At 48.1% G+C, this 18,676-nt stretch carries 14 protein-coding genes; 3 read left to right on the top strand and 11 right to left on the bottom strand.

What is annotated here, in order from left to right:
* Positions 1–108 precede the first annotated feature (108 nt).
* Positions 109–831: a hypothetical protein gene (locus ACOCLE_RS02915; protein ID WP_419535442.1), complete on the top strand. Its 723-nt coding sequence runs from the start codon at positions 109–111 to the stop codon at positions 829–831.
* A gap of 39 nt (positions 832–870) precedes the next feature.
* On the opposite strand, the gene ACOCLE_RS02910 is transcribed toward ACOCLE_RS02915, so the two are convergent.
* The 5 genes from ACOCLE_RS02910 to rluD form a co-directional block, all read right to left on the bottom strand.
* The gene (locus ACOCLE_RS02910; protein WP_419533178.1) at positions 871–1,905 is read right to left on the bottom strand and encodes an IS481 family transposase; all 1,035 of its coding nucleotides are present in this window, start codon (positions 1,903–1,905) and stop codon (positions 871–873) included.
* Between the two features lie 175 nt (positions 1,906–2,080).
* Entirely contained in the window at positions 2,081–2,884 is an 804-nt protein-coding gene (locus tag ACOCLE_RS02905; RefSeq protein ID WP_419535441.1) for a Cof-type HAD-IIB family hydrolase, read from the bottom strand.
* A 212-nt stretch (positions 2,885–3,096) separates the two neighbouring features.
* Positions 3,097–5,679, bottom strand: coding sequence for an ATP-dependent chaperone ClpB (clpB, locus tag ACOCLE_RS02900; protein ID WP_419535440.1), 2,583 nt, complete (start codon positions 5,677–5,679; stop codon positions 3,097–3,099).
* Positions 5,680–5,873: 194 nt separating this feature from the next.
* Positions 5,874–6,617, bottom strand: a complete 744-nt coding sequence (pgeF, locus tag ACOCLE_RS02895) for a peptidoglycan editing factor PgeF (RefSeq protein WP_419535439.1) — start codon at positions 6,615–6,617, stop codon at positions 5,874–5,876.
* Between the two features lie 19 nt (positions 6,618–6,636).
* On the bottom strand, positions 6,637–7,596 hold the full coding sequence (gene rluD / locus ACOCLE_RS02890; RefSeq protein ID WP_419535438.1) for a 23S rRNA pseudouridine(1911/1915/1917) synthase RluD: 960 nt from the start codon (positions 7,594–7,596) through the stop codon (positions 6,637–6,639).
* 412 nt (positions 7,597–8,008) lie between these two features.
* Between rluD and ACOCLE_RS02885 the strand changes: the two genes are divergently transcribed.
* On the top strand, positions 8,009–8,878 hold the full coding sequence (locus tag ACOCLE_RS02885) for an outer membrane protein assembly factor BamD (protein WP_419535437.1): 870 nt from the start codon (positions 8,009–8,011) through the stop codon (positions 8,876–8,878).
* Positions 8,879–8,946: 68 nt separating this feature from the next.
* The gene (gene yacG / locus ACOCLE_RS02880) at positions 8,947–9,147 is read left to right on the top strand and encodes a DNA gyrase inhibitor YacG (protein ID WP_419535436.1); all 201 of its coding nucleotides are present in this window, start codon (positions 8,947–8,949) and stop codon (positions 9,145–9,147) included.
* A 97-nt stretch (positions 9,148–9,244) separates the two neighbouring features.
* Here yacG and ACOCLE_RS02875 read toward each other — a convergent pair whose 3' ends face one another.
* The 6 genes from ACOCLE_RS02875 to ACOCLE_RS02850 form a co-directional block, all read right to left on the bottom strand.
* A complete protein-coding gene (locus ACOCLE_RS02875; protein WP_419535435.1) occupies positions 9,245–10,225 on the bottom strand; it encodes a Nudix family hydrolase in 981 nt (326 codons plus the stop codon).
* A gap of 1 nt (position 10,226) precedes the next feature.
* The gene (gene argJ, locus ACOCLE_RS02870; RefSeq protein WP_419535434.1) at positions 10,227–11,444 is read right to left on the bottom strand and encodes a bifunctional glutamate N-acetyltransferase/amino-acid acetyltransferase ArgJ; all 1,218 of its coding nucleotides are present in this window, start codon (positions 11,442–11,444) and stop codon (positions 10,227–10,229) included.
* A gap of 330 nt (positions 11,445–11,774) precedes the next feature.
* Positions 11,775–14,510, bottom strand: a complete 2,736-nt coding sequence (gene secA / locus ACOCLE_RS02865) for a preprotein translocase subunit SecA (protein ID WP_419535433.1) — start codon at positions 14,508–14,510, stop codon at positions 11,775–11,777.
* Positions 14,511–14,908: 398 nt separating this feature from the next.
* Positions 14,909–15,709 (bottom strand): hypothetical protein, encoded by an 801-nt coding sequence (locus tag ACOCLE_RS02860; RefSeq protein WP_419535432.1) that lies wholly within the window; start codon positions 15,707–15,709, stop codon positions 14,909–14,911.
* Between the two features lie 225 nt (positions 15,710–15,934).
* Complete coding sequence (tnpC, locus tag ACOCLE_RS02855) at positions 15,935–17,440, bottom strand: IS66 family transposase (protein WP_419532963.1); 1,506 nt, start codon at positions 17,438–17,440, stop codon at positions 15,935–15,937.
* Positions 17,441–17,539: 99 nt separating this feature from the next.
* Entirely contained in the window at positions 17,540–18,475 is a 936-nt protein-coding gene (locus ACOCLE_RS02850; protein WP_419535431.1) for a peptidoglycan DD-metalloendopeptidase family protein, read from the bottom strand.
* Positions 18,476–18,676 lie beyond the last annotated feature (201 nt).

Raw genomic sequence — 18,676 nt, 5'->3', positions numbered from 1 at the left:
AACAATGCGCTTTTAGTATTACAGACAAGGGTACAAAAACCATGCAAAATCACGGAAGGTCGACTTTAAATTAGGCAAGATTTAATAATTAATAACTCACAAATAAACATGGAGATTATTGGCATGGAGCCTGGACAGAGACCCTCACCCCCTTCAAGTGAACCTTCAGTCAAATATAACGCAAAAGACGAAACAGTGGTTATTGGTGAATTTGATCGTCGGAAAGTGTACAAAACCAAACCTATAAAAAACATATTCCAGATCGTTGGTAAATATCTCTCTCAGGCCATGAAGTCCCTCTGGCAGCGGTTAGTAGGCCACCCGAAAACCGAACTTTCAATTCCTGGCAAACTTCAAGAGACCGAGCTGAACAAATACACTGGAATGATGCTTAAGGCTGCCTTCGAAAAAGATTACGACAGTATGGTGGCCGCCGAGCAATTACTCAGAGCCCAACTATATGGTGAAAAGGGTGATTTTGGCCCTGATGAGGTCTTCGATCATTTCAAGGACTGGGCCGAACTTGCTAAAACTACACAGGAAGCAAAGAAGATTCGTCGCGCTTTCATAAGCAAGTCATCAGACCTATATCGTGTTAATGCGGCTATAGAACAGCTCTGCGGTGAAAAAAGAGAGTTTGGGAACGAACAGTATCAATTTTTGGGCACCTACAATCGACTGCTGAGATGCCTTTTAGAGACCCTTTTGGATAACGCTGAAATCGATGAGATAAGAAGTGCTAACAATGATAACTGGAGAGCCCCTCAACAGATCAGGCAGTCATCATGTTATCAGGAGCTTTTAAGTTGTAGAAGTTCAGACCTGACCTGACAGTTACCGATTTTCAAGAAGGTGTCTGTCAGGTTAAATTCAGGCTATGAACTTTTCCTTCCAGATCTCTTTCCCATCAATCAGTGTTTCTATCGGCGTTCTCCCGTTGCACTGCTTACCTTGATGGGTACGCTCAGTATTGTAGTGAATTAACCATTCGTCCAGATCTGACTGAATCATCTCAATACTCGTATACAGCGTCTTTCTCAATGCAGGTTGATAAAACTCCTGCAGAATCGTTTTATGGAAGCGTTCACAGATTCCATTCGTTTGTGGATGCCGGGTTTTCGTCTTCGTATGTTCAATGTCGTTCACCGCCAGGTAAAGTTGATAATCGTGTTGATCAGCACGACCACAATACTCTGTACCTCTGTCTGTCAGTATTCTGAGCACAGGTAGCTCTTGAGCTTCATAGAATGGCAACACGCGGTCATTGAGCAGGTCTGCAGCCGTAATTGGGGTCTTTGTCTTATAGAGTTTGGCCTGCGCTACCTTGGAGTAAGTATCAACATAAGTCTGCTGATAAACGCGGCCAACACCTTTAAAGGTTCCAACATAGAAAGTGTCCTGTGAACCAAGGTAGCCAGGGTGCGCTGTGTCAATCTCACCACTGGCCTCATCATCCAGCTTCTTGCGCTCAAGTGCCCTGACCTGGGACTCGGTGAGAATGATTCCTTCTCGAGCCACTTTCTCTTCAAGGGCTTTGAGGCGCAGTTTGAAGCTTCCCAGATCATTTCTTAGCCAGATGCTTCTCACACCGCTGGGAGAGACGAAGATACCTTGCTTGCGAAGTTCATTGGAAACACGGGCCTGCCCATGGGCAGGATCTTCTACCGCATACTCAAGAACCGCTTTTTCAACAGCGGGGTCTACTCGGTTTTTGAGGTTTGGAACTCTTCGGCTTTGATCAAGAAGTGCTTCGACCCCACCTTCATCAACAGCATCCCGGTAACGATAAAATGTATCTCTGGAGACACCCATGGTTTTACAGGCTTTAGAGATGTTTCCGAGCTCATCTGCAAGGTTCAGTAGCCCGACCTTGTGCTTGATGATTTTCTGGTTGGTGTGAATCATAAGGGTCACCTTTAATGATTTAGATTTCAGTGAACTCACCTTCTTTCTAAATCGGTAACCCTTTTCTTTTGATGAGAAGAAAATGTCAGATTAAGTCTGAACTACTCCATTTAAGTACTGTTAGAACTATTCAGCCAGATTAACCCTCTGGCTGAATAGCCTTAACCTTTACATCTCACAGAGCGTAAAGTTTAACCAAGTATTCAGCAACCGAATGGTCATCACAATGGCCAATACGCTCAAACCCAGGCAGGCTGTTCACCAGCGATGGGTCAGCATTTCCCATCACCACACCTTTACCGACACTGGACAGCATCTCAAAGTCATTCATACCGTCACCAAAAGCGATAGCATCCTGCAGGCCATAGCCTTTCAGCTTGAGAACCTCTTCCAGTGCCGTCCCCTTACACACTCCCGGCGCCATGATTTCAAAGCACTCAGGCAGTGAGTAGGTCATATAAAGCTGGTCACCATAAAGTTCACGGGCCTGGTCAGACAATGGCAATAAGTCAGCGTGCGACTGTGCAACAAAAAAGACCTTCTGGATGGCACTGGTCTCAATAGAATCAAAATCGGCCAGGTGATAGGTAAATCCGCTCTCCTTACTGAAAGCATGGAGGTCTTCATGCTCAACCTCAACCATCCACTGCTCACCTTTGTATACGTTAGTATGAACCTTATCTTCAAAAGATTTCCGAAGGGCTAATAATGGATGCACTAGCTCAGGAGTAATATCGTGCTGAATGATCATTTCCCCTTTCGGATTATGAACTCTGGCACCATTGCTGGTGACCAGGTACATATCCACACCCAGCTGCGCTCTGATTCTTTCAACATCCTGAAAATGGCGGCCAGTAGCAAATATAAATTTAATACCTTTCTCACTCAGGTGCTGAATGACTTCGCGGGTTCTGGGAGAAAGTTCATGCTGTTTATTGAGCAGAGTCCCATCAAGATCGGATACAACCACTGGATACATAATTACCTCTTGCAAATCCTATTGCAGATTTTACAAAACAGAGGAAGAGTATCCTGAAGTCACAGGAAGTAGCAGGCAGTCAATCTCTTCCCTTGAAAAAGATACTGCTAACGTAAAGGCTGGGGGAAATTCGTTCAATCAGTAGTTTTCTCAGTAGACTGAGAATTTACAAAGCCTTTATCCACTCCATTTGATAAAGGCTTTGCCTGTTGTCAGGAGAACGCCAGCTCTCCATCCTGAACAATTACCTTAATGGTGTCGCCAGGCTTATACCTGCCGGACAGAATGGCTTCAGCCAACGGGTTTTCGATACTCCGCTGAATAGCCCGCTTCAATGGTCGTGCGCCATAAACAGGATCAAAGCCCACTTCAGCCAGCTGATTCATCGCCTCATCAGAAAGCTCCAGCCGCAGATTATTGTCAGCCAGTCTGCGATCCAGATTAGATAACTGTATTTTGGCAATGGATTTAATCTGGCTAGCTCCCAGCGGATGAAATACCACCACTTCATCAATCCGGTTAACAAACTCGGGCCGGAAGTGTGTTCCTACCACTTCGATCAGGGTGTTCTTCAGCTCCTCGAAATCCGTTTCGCCCGTTTCTTTGTTCTGGAATGTCTGAATAAGGTCAGACCCCAGGTTTGAAGTCATGACAATAACGGTATTTTTAAAGTCTACGGTTCTCCCCTGGCCATCCGTCAGACGACCATCTTCCAATACCTGCAGAAGAATATTAAAGACATCCGGATGGGCCTTCTCAACTTCATCCATTAACACCAGGGAGTAAGGCTTACGACGTACAGCTTCGGTCAGATAGCCACCTTCCTCATATCCCACATATCCTGGAGGCGCTCCGAGCAGACGGGATACCGAATGCTTCTCCATAAACTCTGACATATCGATACGAACAATGGCATCTTCTGTATCAAACAGGAATTCAGCAAGGGCTTTACACAGCTCAGTCTTACCCACACCGGTAGGGCCGAGAAACATGAATGAGCCATTAGGCCGGTTTGGATCGGCCAGCCCGGCCCGGGAGCGCCGTACGGCATTAGACACCGCCACCACAGCCTCATCCTGACCAACCACCCGCTTATGGAGCGAGTCTTCCATACGCAGCAGTTTTTCTTTCTCCCCTTCCAGCATCTTGGCCACAGGGATGCCCGTCCACTTGGACACGACTTCGGCAATCTCTTCTTCCGTCACCCGGTTTCGCAGCAGCTGGTGCTCTCCGGTTTCCAGGGCATCCGCCTGTGCCAGCTGTTTATCGAGTTCAGGCAGGGTGCCATACTGAATTTCGGACATTTTGGTCAAATCACCTGCCCGTCTGGCCGCCTCCAGCTCAATCAACAGCTTTTCTTTTTCTTCGCGAAGCTTCTGCCCGCCCTGCAGCTGGGCTTTTTCCGCTTTCCAGACATCTTCCATGTCGGAATATTCTCGCTCCAGCTCACCAACCTGCTCATTCAGTTTGGCCAGACGCTCCTTGGACGCTTCATCATCCTCTTTCTTCAGGGCTTCCTGCTCGATTTTGAGCTGAATCAAGCGGCGTTCCAGTCGATCCATGGCTTCCGGCTTGGAGTCCATTTCCATGCGAATACGACTGGCTGCCTCATCGATCAGGTCAATCGCCTTATCCGGCAGTTGTCGATCAGTGATATAGCGCTGAGACAGTTTGACTGCGGCAATAATGGCTGGGTCAGTGATATCAACACCGTGATGCGCCTCATAACGTTCTTTCAGGCCACGGAGAATAGCGATGGCATCTTCTTCAGTTGGCTCATCCACAAGCACCTTCTGGAAGCGCCTTTCAAGAGCTGCGTCTTTCTCAATGTATTGACGATACTCGTCCAGGGTTGTAGCCCCAACACAGTGCAGCTCCCCCCTGGCCAGTGCAGGTTTCAGCATATTACCGGCATCCATGGCGCCATCAGCCTTACCGGCTCCCACCATGGTATGTATTTCATCGATAAAGAGAATAATCTGACCTTCCTGCTTGGCCAGGTCATTCAATACCGACTTCAGCCGCTCTTCAAATTCGCCCCGGAACTTGGCGCCAGCGATCAACGACCCCATGTCCAGTGACAACAGTCTCTTCCCTTTCAAACCTTCAGGCACTTCACCATTCACAATACGCTGGGCAAGGCCTTCAACAATGGCGGTTTTACCAACACCCGGTTCACCAATAATAACCGGGTTGTTTTTGGTTCTCCGCTGCAGAACCTGCACCGTGCGCCGTATTTCATCATCCCGGCCAATGACCGGGTCAAGCTTGCCCTCTTCTGCCCGTTCCGTCAGATCAATAGTGTATTTGCTCAGGGAGTTGCGATTATCTTCTGCGTTCGGGTCATTAATGGCGTCACCACCACGAATGTTTTTAATGGCATTTTCCAGTGCTTTCTTGCTGACCCCCTGACTGTCGAGTAATTTTCCAAGCGGGCCACTGTCTTCCATCATAACGAGCAGCATGGTTTCACTGGAGATAAACTGATCCCCTGCCTGCTGGGCTTTTTTGTCCGCAAGGTTCAACATTCGATAGAGCGCCTGGGACGTCTGGATATCACCAGTCGGCGATGATACCTGAGGCAGCTGTTCCAGCATGCCAGTCAGCTCACCTCGAAGGGTGCTCACATCAAAACCAACCTGCATCAGCAGAGGCTTGACCGAACCTCCTTTCTGATCGATCAGTGCAAGCAAAAGATGTACGGGCTCAATCTGACTGTTATCTTTGCCAATGGCCAGTGACTGAGCATCTGCAAGGGCTGACTGAAACTTACTGGTCAGTCGATCCATTCTCATGAAAAACCTCCCCAGGTAACTGAAGTTACGTGTCTATAACTATTAATATGGCGCCAGACGAACGTAATTCAAGGCAGGACCGTACCTTATCTGTAAGAAGGCAGGCGACAGAACAATTTTACTATGCAAAGCCGGAACTGGCTGAGTTTCAAAGGCATTTCATCACATTGAAACTCAACCGAAATAAGAATGAATCAGGTGTTTATCCAGATAAGAGAAGCCATTCGTCCCGACTCTTTTCCATCACGACGGTATGAATAAAAGAGTTCAGACTGGTCATAAGAGCAAAACTCACCACCGAACACCTGATTAACGCCAAGTCTGTTCAGCCGCCTGCGTGCCAGAGAATAAAGGTCGGCAAACCAGCGATCGCCATTACCGGGAATAAATGCTTCAGAGCAGTTCATATCTTCCGCCAGAAACTGTTCTCTGACTTCTGGCCCAATCTCAAAATGATGCTGACTAATCGCTGGCCCAAACCAGGCTATGATCGTATCTGCTGGTACGTTCATCGACCTGACCGTTGCTTCCAGAACCCCGGCTACCAAGCCTTTCCAACCCGCATGAGCCGCAGCGACCACCGTTCCCTCCTGATTACAGAACAGAACCGGCAAACAGTCTGCCGTTAGTACAGCACAGGCTGACCCTGGTTTGCGGGAAACCGAAGCGTCTGCCTCAGTTTCCTGGTCATCAAGATTCACCTCCGCAACGTCAACACCATGCACCTGCTTTAACCACAGCGGGGATGGTGTCAGATCAAGATCCTGCTGAAGCAGCTGTCGATTAGCCCGAACGATTTCCTGATCATCACCCGAGTAAAGCCCAAGGTTGAAGCTGGAAAAGCCCGCTTCGCTTAGTCCACCATTTCGGGTCGTCACTAATGCTTTAACACCATCAGGTGCAGGCCAGTCAGCCCAGAGATAGCGCTCACTGCTCACTCACGTTCTCCTTATGGTCTCAATCAGAGGCAGGCTCATTTTCGGCCAGACTGTCCAGCAGCATCTGGAAATCATCAGTCAAGGGCACCTCCCATTCCATGTATTCTCCCGTTACCGGATGGATAAGACCCAACTGACGGGCATGAAGGGCCTGACGCCGAAATGCCCTCAGCACTTTTTCCAGCTCAGCCGGGCATGACTTGGGCAGCTTCAGGCCACCACCGTAAAGATCATCCCCCACCAGAGGGAAGTGCTGATGACTCATATGCACACGAATCTGATGCGTTCTGCCCGTTTGCAGGTTAAGTCGGATATGCGTATGCGCTTTATAGCGCTTCACTACCCGATAATGAGTAACAGAAGGTTTCCCCCCCCTGACAACGGCCATCTTCAAGCGGTTTTGCGGGTGTCGGCCTATCGGGGCATCAACCACACCCCCTCCCGTCATTACGCCACGCACAACGGCCTCATATTCACGATGAACCGTACGATCCTGCAACTGTGCAACAAGGTCTGTATGCGCTGCCAGAGAACGGGCAACAACCATTAGACCCGTCGTATCCTTATCCAGCCGGTGTACAATCCCAGCCCTTGGCAAGGTTGCATTATCCGGATAGTGATGCAGCAGGGCATTCAGCAGCGTCCCGGTATAGTTTCCGGCCGCTGGGTGAACAACCAGGCCGGCAGGCTTATTGATCACAATGATATCGTTATCTTCATAAACAACATCAAGCGGGATATTCTCCGGCTCCCACTGCCCTTCAGGCTGAACCTCAACCGACAGAGACAGCTTTTCTCCACCATAGAGTTTTTCTTTTGGTTTACGGGTCTCGCCATCCACCACCAGAAAACCATCACGAATCCAGTCCTGCAGACGGGCTCTGGAAAACTCCGGAAAACAGGCCGCAGCTATCTGATCAAATCGACGACCACCCTGATCATCAGGCACTGTGACACTTTGTTTAATAACTTCGCCCATTCAGCAACACTCAATTCAGAAATCTACTTACAGTACCGACAACTCAAACAGTACATGGCTGTAACAAAGACACCGGAAAATCTTGTCTTTTCGTTTTCTGGCATACTATGTTTAAATGCAGGTTTGAATAAGTCTTTTTATCGGTTCGAAGAGTTTATCACAAGAAGTCTCTGAGGCCTGAGTGGTTGTCGAGAGCAACAGAAAATGATGTACCTTTTCACAGCATCTTTAACACTGTGGTAAGTTGCACCATTCTTGGCTAGCTTCAGCTACTTTATTCTTCGGCAGCCTCTGATGTGCACAGGGCACGGAGAGAGTACGGAAACCAATCAATACCATGACAATCCTGACTGAAAAGTTGACTGCAAAATTTTCCCGGTTACTACCCTCGTTTGTGACGAGATCCATTCTGATGGTATTTGCGGCCATCATTCTGGCTGGCTGTGCATCAACCGACGATAAAGAGCAACTCCCGGAATCCCTCTCTGAGGCAGAGCTTTACCAACTGTCTAACAAGGCTATTGATGACGGTCGCTACTCTGAAGCTATTAAATCGCTGAGAACCCTTGAGTCTCGCTACCCATTCGGTGCATTTGCTGAACAGGCACAGCTGGACATTATTTACGCTTACTTCAAAAATGCAGAACCGGAAGCCTCCAAGGCTGCTGCGGATCGATTCATCCGTCTGCACCCACAACACCCCGATACTGACTACGCCTATTACATGAAAGGTCTCGCGTCTAACACAGCGTCCATGGGACTGCTCGAACGATACCTTCCAATGGACCTGACCCGCCGTGACCCTGGTCAGGCTCGAGTATCTTTTAACGAATTTTCTGAGTTACTGAGCCGTTATCCCGATAGTAAATATGCGCCTGATGCTCGCCAGCGCATGGTTGCCCTCCGTAACCGTCTGGCTGAATATGAAATACACGCTGCTAACTATTATCTGAAGCGTAAGGCCTATGTTGCTGCGGTTAACCGGGGGCGCTATGTTGTCGAAAACATGCAGCAGACTCCTGCAGTTCCAGAGGCATTGGCCATTATGGTAGAAGGCTACCAGCACCTGGAACTTCCCGGACCAGCCGGTGAAGCCCTTGAAGTATTACGGTTGAACTACCCGAACCATCCGGCACTGGACAAGAACGGCAACTTTGTTGGCTACAAGGTGTTTGAAGATGTAGATCCATCCATCTGGAGTACGCTGACCTTCGGCCTGATTGGCAGCTCCAAACCTAATATTCACGACGCACCTCCTCCACAGCCTCCAGTAGTTAACTGACCTTTTTTCGGCATCATCCTCTGCTGATGATGCCTTTTCTTTTTAACCCTTCTTTATAAGTTCTAGTAATGGCCAAGACTGTTAAATGCCCTCAATGCGGCAAAGATGTGAAGTGGATACCCGAAAGCAAATACCGCCCTTTCTGCTCAGAGCGCTGTAAATTGATTGACTTTGGTGCCTGGGCAAAAGAAGAACACAGCATTCCGGGCGATCCTGCTTTTGATGATCTTATGTCCCTGGAGCTTGATGAAGAGCCTACACACCATTAACAGCAAGTACACTGAGTACCTGGTTTAAAGCCTGACTGAGTTACATCAGGCCTTACGACCATTTACCAGAAAACAGAAATTCAAAGTACAGTCTTTTCTACTTCCAGAATGATCTGATTGCAGCAATGCCTTGAGCACCAGACTGACAGGCAACTTCAATATCGCCCAACCCCATCCCCCCCAACCAGAACACAGGCACTTTTGCTACATCAGTTAGATTCGCTGCCTGCTCAAACCCCAGGGGTATAGCCTGAGGGTGAGAGCTGGTTGGTTTAATGGGTGACACCGTAATCATATCAACAGCCATCGCCTCCGCGTCTTTGATCTGCTGTTCGTCGTGGCATGAGGCTACCAGCAACTGATCGACATGCCGCTTCTCTGGCTTAGTCGGCAGTGTCAGCTGACGGGATGTCAAATGAAGCCCATGACACCATGGCTCTGATAAAAGGGAAAAGTCCCCTTTGATAATCAGCGTCCCACCTGCAGCCTGAACAACACCTGACAGTTCTTGCGCCAGCCGGAGGTATTCATTTTCCTCGAGCCAATGAGCCCGAAATTGAATCAGGCGAATACCGTTATCCAATGCGGTCGAAACTCTATTGAAGAGTGTTTCTTTTTCCTCAAAATGACCAGTAATCATATAACGATCAGGGAGTTGCAGCGCCCGGAGAATGACCTTATTGGCTTCAGGAAATTCATAATCATTAAGGCAATCTTGTTCAACCCACTGAATCAACTGACCTTCATTGCCTTTTGGCTCGCCCTGAATACCACTGACAACCCAGGTATCAAGCAAGACAGATTTATCAGGATAGTCATGGCGAATTTTGATCAGTGGGGAAAATACTGAAACTTCAATATCCAGCTCTTCACGGAGTTCCCGGTTCAGGGCGAGCTTGATATCTTCCCCTGCCTCGACTTTCCCACCGGGAAACTCCCATAAACCGCCCATGTGTTTATCTTCAGGACGTCTGGCCAGCAATACCCGGCCATCATCCCCAAGAATCACTGCAACCGCGACATGAACGACTTTTCTTTTTTCAACCATGACTTCTTCGATACCAGCTTCGTCAATCATTTCAGGTTCGATACTCGGCGTTGATCTTTACATATTCATGAGACAAATCGGTAGTCCAGATCTCTTCAGTGCAACTACCTGCTCCCAGGGAGATTTTTATGAGGATTTCTTCCTGATTCATCACTTTCTGCCCAGCCTCTTCTGTATACCCCACTGCGGGCTGCCCACAGTCAACAATGGCAGTATCGCCCAGCCAGATGGAGACACGATCAATCACAAGCTCAGGGATATCAGCCCGGCCAACTGCCGCCAGAATTCGTCCCCAGTTGGGGTCACTAGCAAACAGGGCCGTTTTAACCAGTGGTGAATGGGCTACGGTATAAGCGACGTCCAATGCATCCTGATGAGAGGCTGCCTGCTCTACCTTTACGGTAACAAACTTGGTTGCCCCCTCACCATCTCTGACAATTGCCTGAGCAAGCTCAACAGCCACCTCTCGAAGGTTGCGTATTAGTTGCTCTGCCAATACTGAATCACGGGAAGTAATCGCATCATTGCCTGCAGCCCCAGTGGCAACCACCATAAAACTGTCATTGGTCGATGTATCACCGTCAATAGTAATTCGATTAAATGATTGATTGGTGATGTCCAGCAGCAGATCCTGCAAAAACGATTGTTCAACAGATGCATCCGTTGCGATATAAGCCAGCATCGTCCCCATGTTGGGTTTAATCATTCCGGCCCCTTTACTGATGCCAGAGACCGTATAGGTTTTACCCTCATGCCCAAACTGTCGACTACTGCCCTTAGGGCGGGAATCGGTTGTCATGATGCCTTCAGCCGCATGAAACCAGTTATCTTCTTTCATGTCAGACAGCGCTGCTGGTATCGCATCACAGAGAGAATTGACCGGAAGTTGTTCACCAATCACACCCGTGGAAAAAGGCAGGACCTGCAACTCATCAACGCCAGACAACTTCGCCAGCTCGGATGACGTCTGTCTGGCTGCTGCCATTCCCTGCTCACCGGTTCCCGCGTTGGCATTGCCGGTGTTAATCAGAAAGTAGCGGGGATCATCGCGTAAGCGCTCACGACTTAAATGGACCGGTGCCGCACAGAAGCGATTAAGGGTAAAAACCCCTGCCACTGAGCTTCCCTTATCCCAGTTCATTACCACAAGATCCCGGCGGCCGGGTTTTCTGATACCCGCCATTGCGGTTCCCAGACGGAAGCCCTTAACCGGTTTCACTGCAGCCCATTCCCCAGAACCCGTTGCCATGATTGACTCCATTGGTGATGTCGTTGCTTATTCTTGACTGTAACGCGGTGATGCTTTTGTGTTGTTCCCGTTTCCAGCAGGTGCTGTTGATATAAGGATCCTGTCTCAGCTCAAGCCGGAATGCTTCTGATCAGGCGCAAGGACGCAGGAATACCGATGCCTTTCAAGCTCTTGCAACAACGGCAGAAGCATTCTGGTTTGAGCCCTTTGAGCAGGGCACGCAGCCTCGCTGGATTTGAAAGCTTATGTCAACAGAACCTAAGACTGATGCACAAATAAAAACGGGCCAGCCTGTTAAGGCTGACCCGCAGTTTAAGTTACCTGCAGTGATCAGGCAATTTTACCATGACACTGCTTGTACTTCTTACCAGAGCCACATGGGCATGGATCATTCCGCCCCACTTTACGTCCTTCCCGAACGAATGGTTGATGAGCTTCAGGCTCTTCCTGCTCCGTTGCCTCAGCCTCTACACCCTGTGCCTGAGCATGTTCAAACTGCATTCTGCGGGCCATCTCTTCACGACGCTGACGCTCCATCTCGGCGGTCCGGTCGTCTTCCTGTACCTGCACATGAGAAACAATACGAACAGTGTCGTACTTTATATCCTCAAGCATCTGCTGGAACAGCTCAAACGCTTCACGCTTGTATTCCTGCTTGGGGTTTTTCTGAGCATACCCACGAAGATGAATACCTTGTCTCAGGTGATCCATGGTAGCCAGATGCTCTTTCCACTTGTCATCCAGAATCCGCAGCAGAATATGCTTTTCAAAGTTCCGCAGAACTTCTGCACCGGCCAACTCTTCCTTCTTACGATAGGAGTCGATAACTCCTTGCAGAATGCGCTCACGAAGCGCTTCTTCATCCAGGCGGTCATCTTCATCCAGCCACTGCTGAACTGGCATGCGCTCATTCAGCTCGCTGGCCAGTTTCTCTTCCAGGCCTTTCACATCCCATTGTTCTTCAAGGCTCTGAGGCGGAATGTGCTGACTGATCAGGCCACTCACCACATCTTCACGCAGCGCTTCAATACTTGATGAAACATCATCAGCGGTGAGCAGCTCATCACGTTGATTGTAAATAACCTTACGCTGATCATTGGCAACATCATCGTATTCCAGCAGCTGCTTACGAATATCAAAGTTGCGGCCTTCTACTTTCCTCTGGGCTTTTTCGATGGCATTGGTCACCATACGGTGCTCAATGGCCTCACCTTTTTCCATGCCCAGTGCTTTCATGAAGTTTTTCACCCGCTCAGAGGCAAAAATACGCATCAGACTGTCTTCCAGAGACAGGTAGAAACGGGAAGATCCAGGGTCTCCCTGACGGCCGGAACGCCCCCTCAGCTGGTTATCAATACGTCGAGATTCATGACGTTCGGTGCCGATAATATGAAGGCCGCCCGCCTCCAGCACAGCCATGTGGCGTTTCTGCCAGTCCGCCTTGATCTGATCGATTTGTTCCTGAGATGGACTATCCAGCTCAGCAACTTCTGCCTTCCAGTTACCGCCCAGCATGATATCGGTACCACGGCCCGCCATATTGGTAGCAATGGTTACCGCACCAGGGCGACCGGCCTGAGCAATGATATCCGCTTCTTTTTCGTGGAATTTAGCGTTCAGTACCTGATGAGGAATGCCTGCCTTATCCAGAGCTTTGGACAGGTGCTCGGAAGAATCAATAGAAGCCGTACCCACCAGAATCGGGCGCTCGGCTTTCACCGTTTCTTTGATATCTTCAATGATCGCATCGTATTTTTCCGCAATCGTCAGATAGACAAGGTCATTACCATCCTGACGAACCATCTCTTTGTGCGTAGGAATAACGATAACATCCAGACCGTAAATCTGGCGAAACTCGAACGCTTCCGTATCGGCAGTACCGGTCATACCGGACAACTTGTCATAATTACGAAAGTAGTTCTGGAAGGTAGTGGAAGCCAGCGTCTGGCTCTCGGCCTGAATGCGAAGCCCTTCTTTCGCTTCAATAGCCTGATGAAGACCTTCGGAGAGGCGGCGACCTGGCATGGTGCGACCAGTGTGCTCATCTACCAGCAGGACTTCATTATTCTGGACGATGTATTCGACATTCCGGTTAAACAGCACATGAGCTTTCAGGGCTGAGTTCACATGGTGCAGCAGGTTCAGGTTGTTGGAGGCATACAGACTTTCACCTTCTGGCAACAAACCCTCTTGTTGCAGCAGTTCTTCGATAAACTGGTGGCCCAGCTCATTCAGCTCAACCTGCCGGGTCTTCTCATCAACAGAGTAATGACCAGTAAGCTCAACCGTATTCGGGTCCTGATCTTCAGGAATTGGTTCCTGTCGCTGCAGTTTTGGAACCAGCAGGTTCATCTTCTTATAAAGTTCAGATGAATCTTCAGCCGGGCCAGAAATAATCAGAGGCGTTCTGGCCTCATCAATCAGAATCGAGTCAACCTCATCCACAATTGAGAAAAAGAGATCACGCTGGTAACGATCCTCTTTCCTGAAGGCCATGTTGTCGCGGAGGTAGTCGAAGCCAAATTCGTTATTCGTACCGTAAGTGATATCCGCCTGATAGGCCTGACGCTTCTCTTCCGGATCCTGCTGCGGGACAACGATGCCCACGTTCATTCCCAGAAATTCATAGAGTGGTCGCATCCAGTTCGCATCACGACGAGCCAGATAGTCATTCACCGTAACAACATGAACACCTTTCCCAGGAATAGCGTTCAGATAAGCAGGCAGTGTTGCCACCAGTGTCTTACCTTCACCGGTACGCATCTCAGCAATGCGCCCTTCATGCAGGGTCATACCACCAATAAGCTGGACATCAAAATGGCGCATGCCCATAACGCGCTTGCCTGCCTCACGAACAACAGCAAACGCTTCAGGCAACAGATCATCAAGCGTTTCACCTTTATTGAAACGCTCGCGGAACTCTCCTGTTTTAGCCTTCAGCTCATCATCGCTCAGAGCAGCCAGGCTTTCTTCCAGAGCATTGATTGATTTGACAATCTTGCCCATCCGTTTCAGCTGGCGGTCATTCCGGCTACCAATAACTTTCTTAATTAAAGAAGCAAACATAAGTTGTTAACAGTCTCACACTCTGTTTCCGGAGCTGTCCTCCTACCAACAAATCCGGGCTGGAGCAGACAAGCGCACAATAGTCCAACATTCTATGACAATCACGGCAAAGTCTCATCTATATTAGCCGTATTTCTGTACTGTCAATTGAGCTGAGTCGGAAAAACAAAAAAACCAGTCCTGAAGATAGTAGATCAGGAAAAAGACAATTCTCTATCTCAGTTTTTCATCAGCAGGCATACAACACCCACGAGGCTTAATTGGGGCACCCCCCCCCTTATTCAAGAGAAGAGTCAAACAAAAGAGAGGAAAGGCATCTTAAAACGATAAAGCAGCATCAATAGACAGTATCATTTTCACAAGACCATAACAGCCAATACTGACACAAATGACAATATCTAACTTCCATCATTCAATGATGCTTCTATTGCCATTTGCATCCTTTCTTCATAAGGCTTATTAACAAGGTAAGAGTGAGTGTACTGATTCTCTGCCGGACTACCACCAACAGCCCCCCCTAACAAATCATCAGCTTCAGAGCTATCACAACTGTTTGAGACATCAGCGGTTCGGTTGTGATGACCATCTGGCCAGTGACATCTGACACAGAACTTAACCATCAGCCCATCAACACCCCTAAGACACTGCAGATCATCACTGGGAAGAGTTGGTTGCCTTAAAAGGGCATGATACATCTCAGGGTCATCTTTCTTTAGATCAATATACCCACTTGGATCCTGCCCATATTCAAGATAAGAAAGGCTATAACTATAGCTCCCTTCAGATAACAAACAGTGAGTCACATCTCTTCGAACCTCAGGGGAAACATATTTAAGCAATAGGTTCTTTGCAAAAAGATCCTTAGTGTTAGTCTCAATATAACGACATACATCTTGATCATTACAAAGATCAGGAATATTTATATTTCTCTTTTCAGCACCAAGCAATAGCCTTATGGAACCAGATACCTCTGAACACAGCCTCCAGAACCCCTTTGCTCTTGAAGCAGTTTCCCGAGCAGTTACTTCGTGCCCCTTTATTTTCATGTAATTATCAGGAGCTGGAGTTTTTTCCTTGACATCCATCCCTATTGCTTTGCCAACAGGCTCTTTGGCTCCAGTCTCTATTTGGCACGTTTGCCTGATTTTATTGTAACGAACAGTGATTGTGCCCAATGAACCAGGCCTCAAATGCTCCATACCCCATTTTCTCCAAGATATGAGTTCTTAATTGGTTAAAGCCAAAAGCAGCTTAGTAAGGAAGACAAGCCTACCTTCGTTAACGAGGAGATCATTCAAATCAATTTATTAGACTAGAAGTAAAAACTACAAAACAAAAAGGACTGATAAACAAAAATGGGCCTTTAGAAAGATCTTCGAGCCCAGGAATATAAGAAATTCGAAATTAATTTAAATATGAGGTAACTATTCAGCACCCAGCAAAGGCGTATTGTTGTAATTTCGAACCGCTTTAAGAAGCGCCTGAAATATGTTCAACCCCTGCTTTTTAGCAGATGATAAATAGCTTCGGATTCGGGTAAACATGGTACCTCCGTCTTCGCTTCTGAAGCAGCCTGAGATCTTCTGCTTAAGTTTGGCCATCCTGGCATCACGTTCACTGCCATTGTTATCGAAGGGAATTGAAAAGTCCGACATGAAGCGCAACGTTTCAACCTTAAACTCAATAAGCCTTTTGAACAGGTTGTAGGCCTTGGTATTCCTGACCTTCTTACGTCCAAGCACCTGTCGTTGTTTTTCCATATAAGCGGTTTCCTTCGTGAGAGCCCTTTGAAGGATTTGGTCGTATATCGTCTCAATGCGAAGCTGTATTGCACCAGGCATTTGAGTCAGACCGGCTGCTTTGTATTTCTTGCAGAAGTGCCAGGAGAGCGTAAGCAATTTCATCAGCCGCAGAGCCAGCTTATTCGCATCCCTATCGACAACTCCCTGAAGCTCTCTCAGATGATGGGCATTACAAAGCACATGCACTGCCGCATAGGCAAAGTAGGACTTCCAATGATCGTGAACCAGAATGCCTGCAAAAGTCAGCAGGATGCCCATTGCATCCATTGCTTCACAACCTCGCCTTTCTGAGAGGTAGTAAAGCGTCCATTGGTCATCTCGCATAATGTGTAACCACCACAGTGAACCGTCAACCCGCATGCCAGTTTCATCCGCTCCTGCAACCGGACTTTCTTGTAAAGCATCGCGGATACTCTGCTCAGTAGAGGCCAGGTTCTCATGGGTATAGGCAACAAAATTGGCAACAGAGCCTGCGCTGACACTCATGCAATAAATAGTATTGAAATACTCAGACACCCGGTGATATGGGATGAAGTGATACTGGTTTAAATGAACAGCCATTGCCTGAGTCACTTCTCCGTATTGAGCAGCGGCTTTCACTCCTTGGGGAAACTCAGCGGTGTTCCGTTTACCACAAGGACATACTTTAACGTCTGCCCAGTACGCGGTAACTTCAAATTCTCCGGGTCTACCTGGATCAAAAACCTGTCGCTCAATGTATTTGGTGGGTTTAATATCGATAAGCGAAGACTGGCAACAGCAACATTTTTCAACCTTCAGATGCCTGACATAATCGGGTAAGGCGACACGTCTCAAACAAGAGCCTTGATGACCTTTCTGGCCACCTGGTTTATTGCCTGAAGATGGTCTAAGGCTTTTGGGGTTCGGTGTTTCCTGTGAGGAGCAGGGGGCTTCTTTGGAAGATGTATCACCTTTATCACTCCCTTTTTTACTGGGCTTTTGATAACCATCTGACGATGGTGGCTTACTACTGTTTTGACTGTTTTTATTAACCCTTTCTTCCAGTTCGCTGCAACGTTCCCGTAAAAGCGCATTCTCGGTCCGAAGCTCTTCATTCTCTTTAAGGAGAGCTTCGGTAAACGGAGTAGCTGGGAAGTCTGGTTCCATACTGGAGATTTGTTAGAAAAATTGAGTATAAGATGATGGTCGAAAAATCAGAAAATTCCAGATTTATATGAAGGGTGCTGAATAGTTACAATATGAGTACTATTTGCTTGCTCTGTATATATATCTCGAAGGATCTTGAGGTTTACCATTTTTCAAAACCTCAAAATGAACATGAGGCCCAGTTGAACGCCCAGAGCTCCCCATCTTTGCAATGGCCTGCCCTCTGGAAACGATATCACCAACCTTGACGATGCTTTCATCATTATGAGCATAACGCGTCAGGTAGCCATTTCCATGGTTCACCTCCACCAAAAGCCCAAAACCTGAACGGTTACCCGACCAGACAACAACACCCGCAGCTACAGAGATAATGTCTGAGCCACGCTTACCGGCAAAATCCACACCATTATGCCAGGCAGCTCTGCCCGTAAAAGGGTCAGTACGTCGGCCATACCGGGAGGACAACCAGCCTTTCCTGACAGGAAGACCAGCCAGAAAGGAGTCATCATGAAGGGTTCTATTGGAGATCAGGTTATCCAGCAAATCCAGCTGCTGCTCTCGATTGTCAATCTGGTCTGCCAGTTGATCAATGGCATCAAGAAGACTTACTTTGCTATATGCCGCTTCTGATTCAGTCAACTCCTGAGGACCACCCAGAGCAGGAGCCTCGCTGAAGTCAAACTCACCATCATCCAACTTTGCTTTGGCGGTGAGACGCTCTCCTAGCGCATCCAGTCGGGTCATACGCCCCTGAAGCTCCGCAAGTCTAAGCATCAGAGCATCAAGTTGATGTTGAGCCTGCTGTCGAACAAGCCCCAGGTCCTGCTGCTGGGTATCCAGAACCTGTTTCCAGTTTTTCACGCCTTCCTTTGTTAACATCTGCTCCTGACTGCTGGTTAACCAGGCATATGTAGCACCTCCACCAATAACCATGGACAGCAAAAAAGCACAGAGCAACATAGCCCCCAAGCCCTTACCACTGCCAGAGTACGTTCGGGTTCGAGAATGATCCTGATTAACAACAATGATTTTCATTAGCAGCCCTTAATGCCAAACCAAAAGCACATTTCTACTATTACATTTTAGGAGCTTTCAGCACACAGAAGCGAAGGCGGATTGTACCCTTATATGACTACACTCAGCTACCTACCGCTGGCAATAAAGAAAAAGCCCCTAATACTCTTTTTTATCGTTATAAAACAGCATTTTTGAACACTTTCAACACCACTCAGTGCA

It is taken from the genome of Endozoicomonas sp., assembly GCF_965196975.1.
Taxonomy (GTDB): Bacteria; Pseudomonadota; Gammaproteobacteria; order Pseudomonadales; family Endozoicomonadaceae; genus Endozoicomonas.
This window is presented reverse-complemented; position numbering and strand designations above follow the sequence as displayed.

What these genes read in the sequence shown, in the direction of transcription:
- ACOCLE_RS02915 (WP_419535442.1), top strand. Translation starts at nt 109, where the DNA reads ATGGAGATTATTGGCATGGAGCCTGGACAGAGACCCTCACCCCCTTCA.
- ACOCLE_RS02910 (WP_419533178.1), bottom strand. Translation starts at nt 1,905, where the DNA reads ATGATTCACACCAACCAGAAAATCATCAAGCACAAGGTCGGGCTACTG.
- ACOCLE_RS02905 (WP_419535441.1), bottom strand. Translation starts at nt 2,884, where the DNA reads ATGTATCCAGTGGTTGTATCCGATCTTGATGGGACTCTGCTCAATAAA.
- clpB (WP_419535440.1), bottom strand. Translation starts at nt 5,679, where the DNA reads ATGAGAATGGATCGACTGACCAGTAAGTTTCAGTCAGCCCTTGCAGAT.
- rluD (WP_419535438.1), bottom strand. Translation starts at nt 7,596, where the DNA reads ATGGGCGAAGTTATTAAACAAAGTGTCACAGTGCCTGATGATCAGGGT.
- ACOCLE_RS02885 (WP_419535437.1), top strand. Translation starts at nt 8,009, where the DNA reads ATGGTATTTGCGGCCATCATTCTGGCTGGCTGTGCATCAACCGACGAT.
- yacG (WP_419535436.1), top strand. Translation starts at nt 8,947, where the DNA reads ATGGCCAAGACTGTTAAATGCCCTCAATGCGGCAAAGATGTGAAGTGG.
- ACOCLE_RS02875 (WP_419535435.1), bottom strand. Translation starts at nt 10,225, where the DNA reads ATGATTGACGAAGCTGGTATCGAAGAAGTCATGGTTGAAAAAAGAAAA.
- argJ (WP_419535434.1), bottom strand. Translation starts at nt 11,444, where the DNA reads ATGGCAACGGGTTCTGGGGAATGGGCTGCAGTGAAACCGGTTAAGGGC.
- secA (WP_419535433.1), bottom strand. Translation starts at nt 14,510, where the DNA reads ATGTTTGCTTCTTTAATTAAGAAAGTTATTGGTAGCCGGAATGACCGC.
- ACOCLE_RS02860 (WP_419535432.1), bottom strand. Translation starts at nt 15,709, where the DNA reads ATGGAGCATTTGAGGCCTGGTTCATTGGGCACAATCACTGTTCGTTAC.
- tnpC (WP_419532963.1), bottom strand. Translation starts at nt 17,440, where the DNA reads ATGGAACCAGACTTCCCAGCTACTCCGTTTACCGAAGCTCTCCTTAAA.
- ACOCLE_RS02850 (WP_419535431.1), bottom strand. Translation starts at nt 18,475, where the DNA reads ATGAAAATCATTGTTGTTAATCAGGATCATTCTCGAACCCGAACGTAC.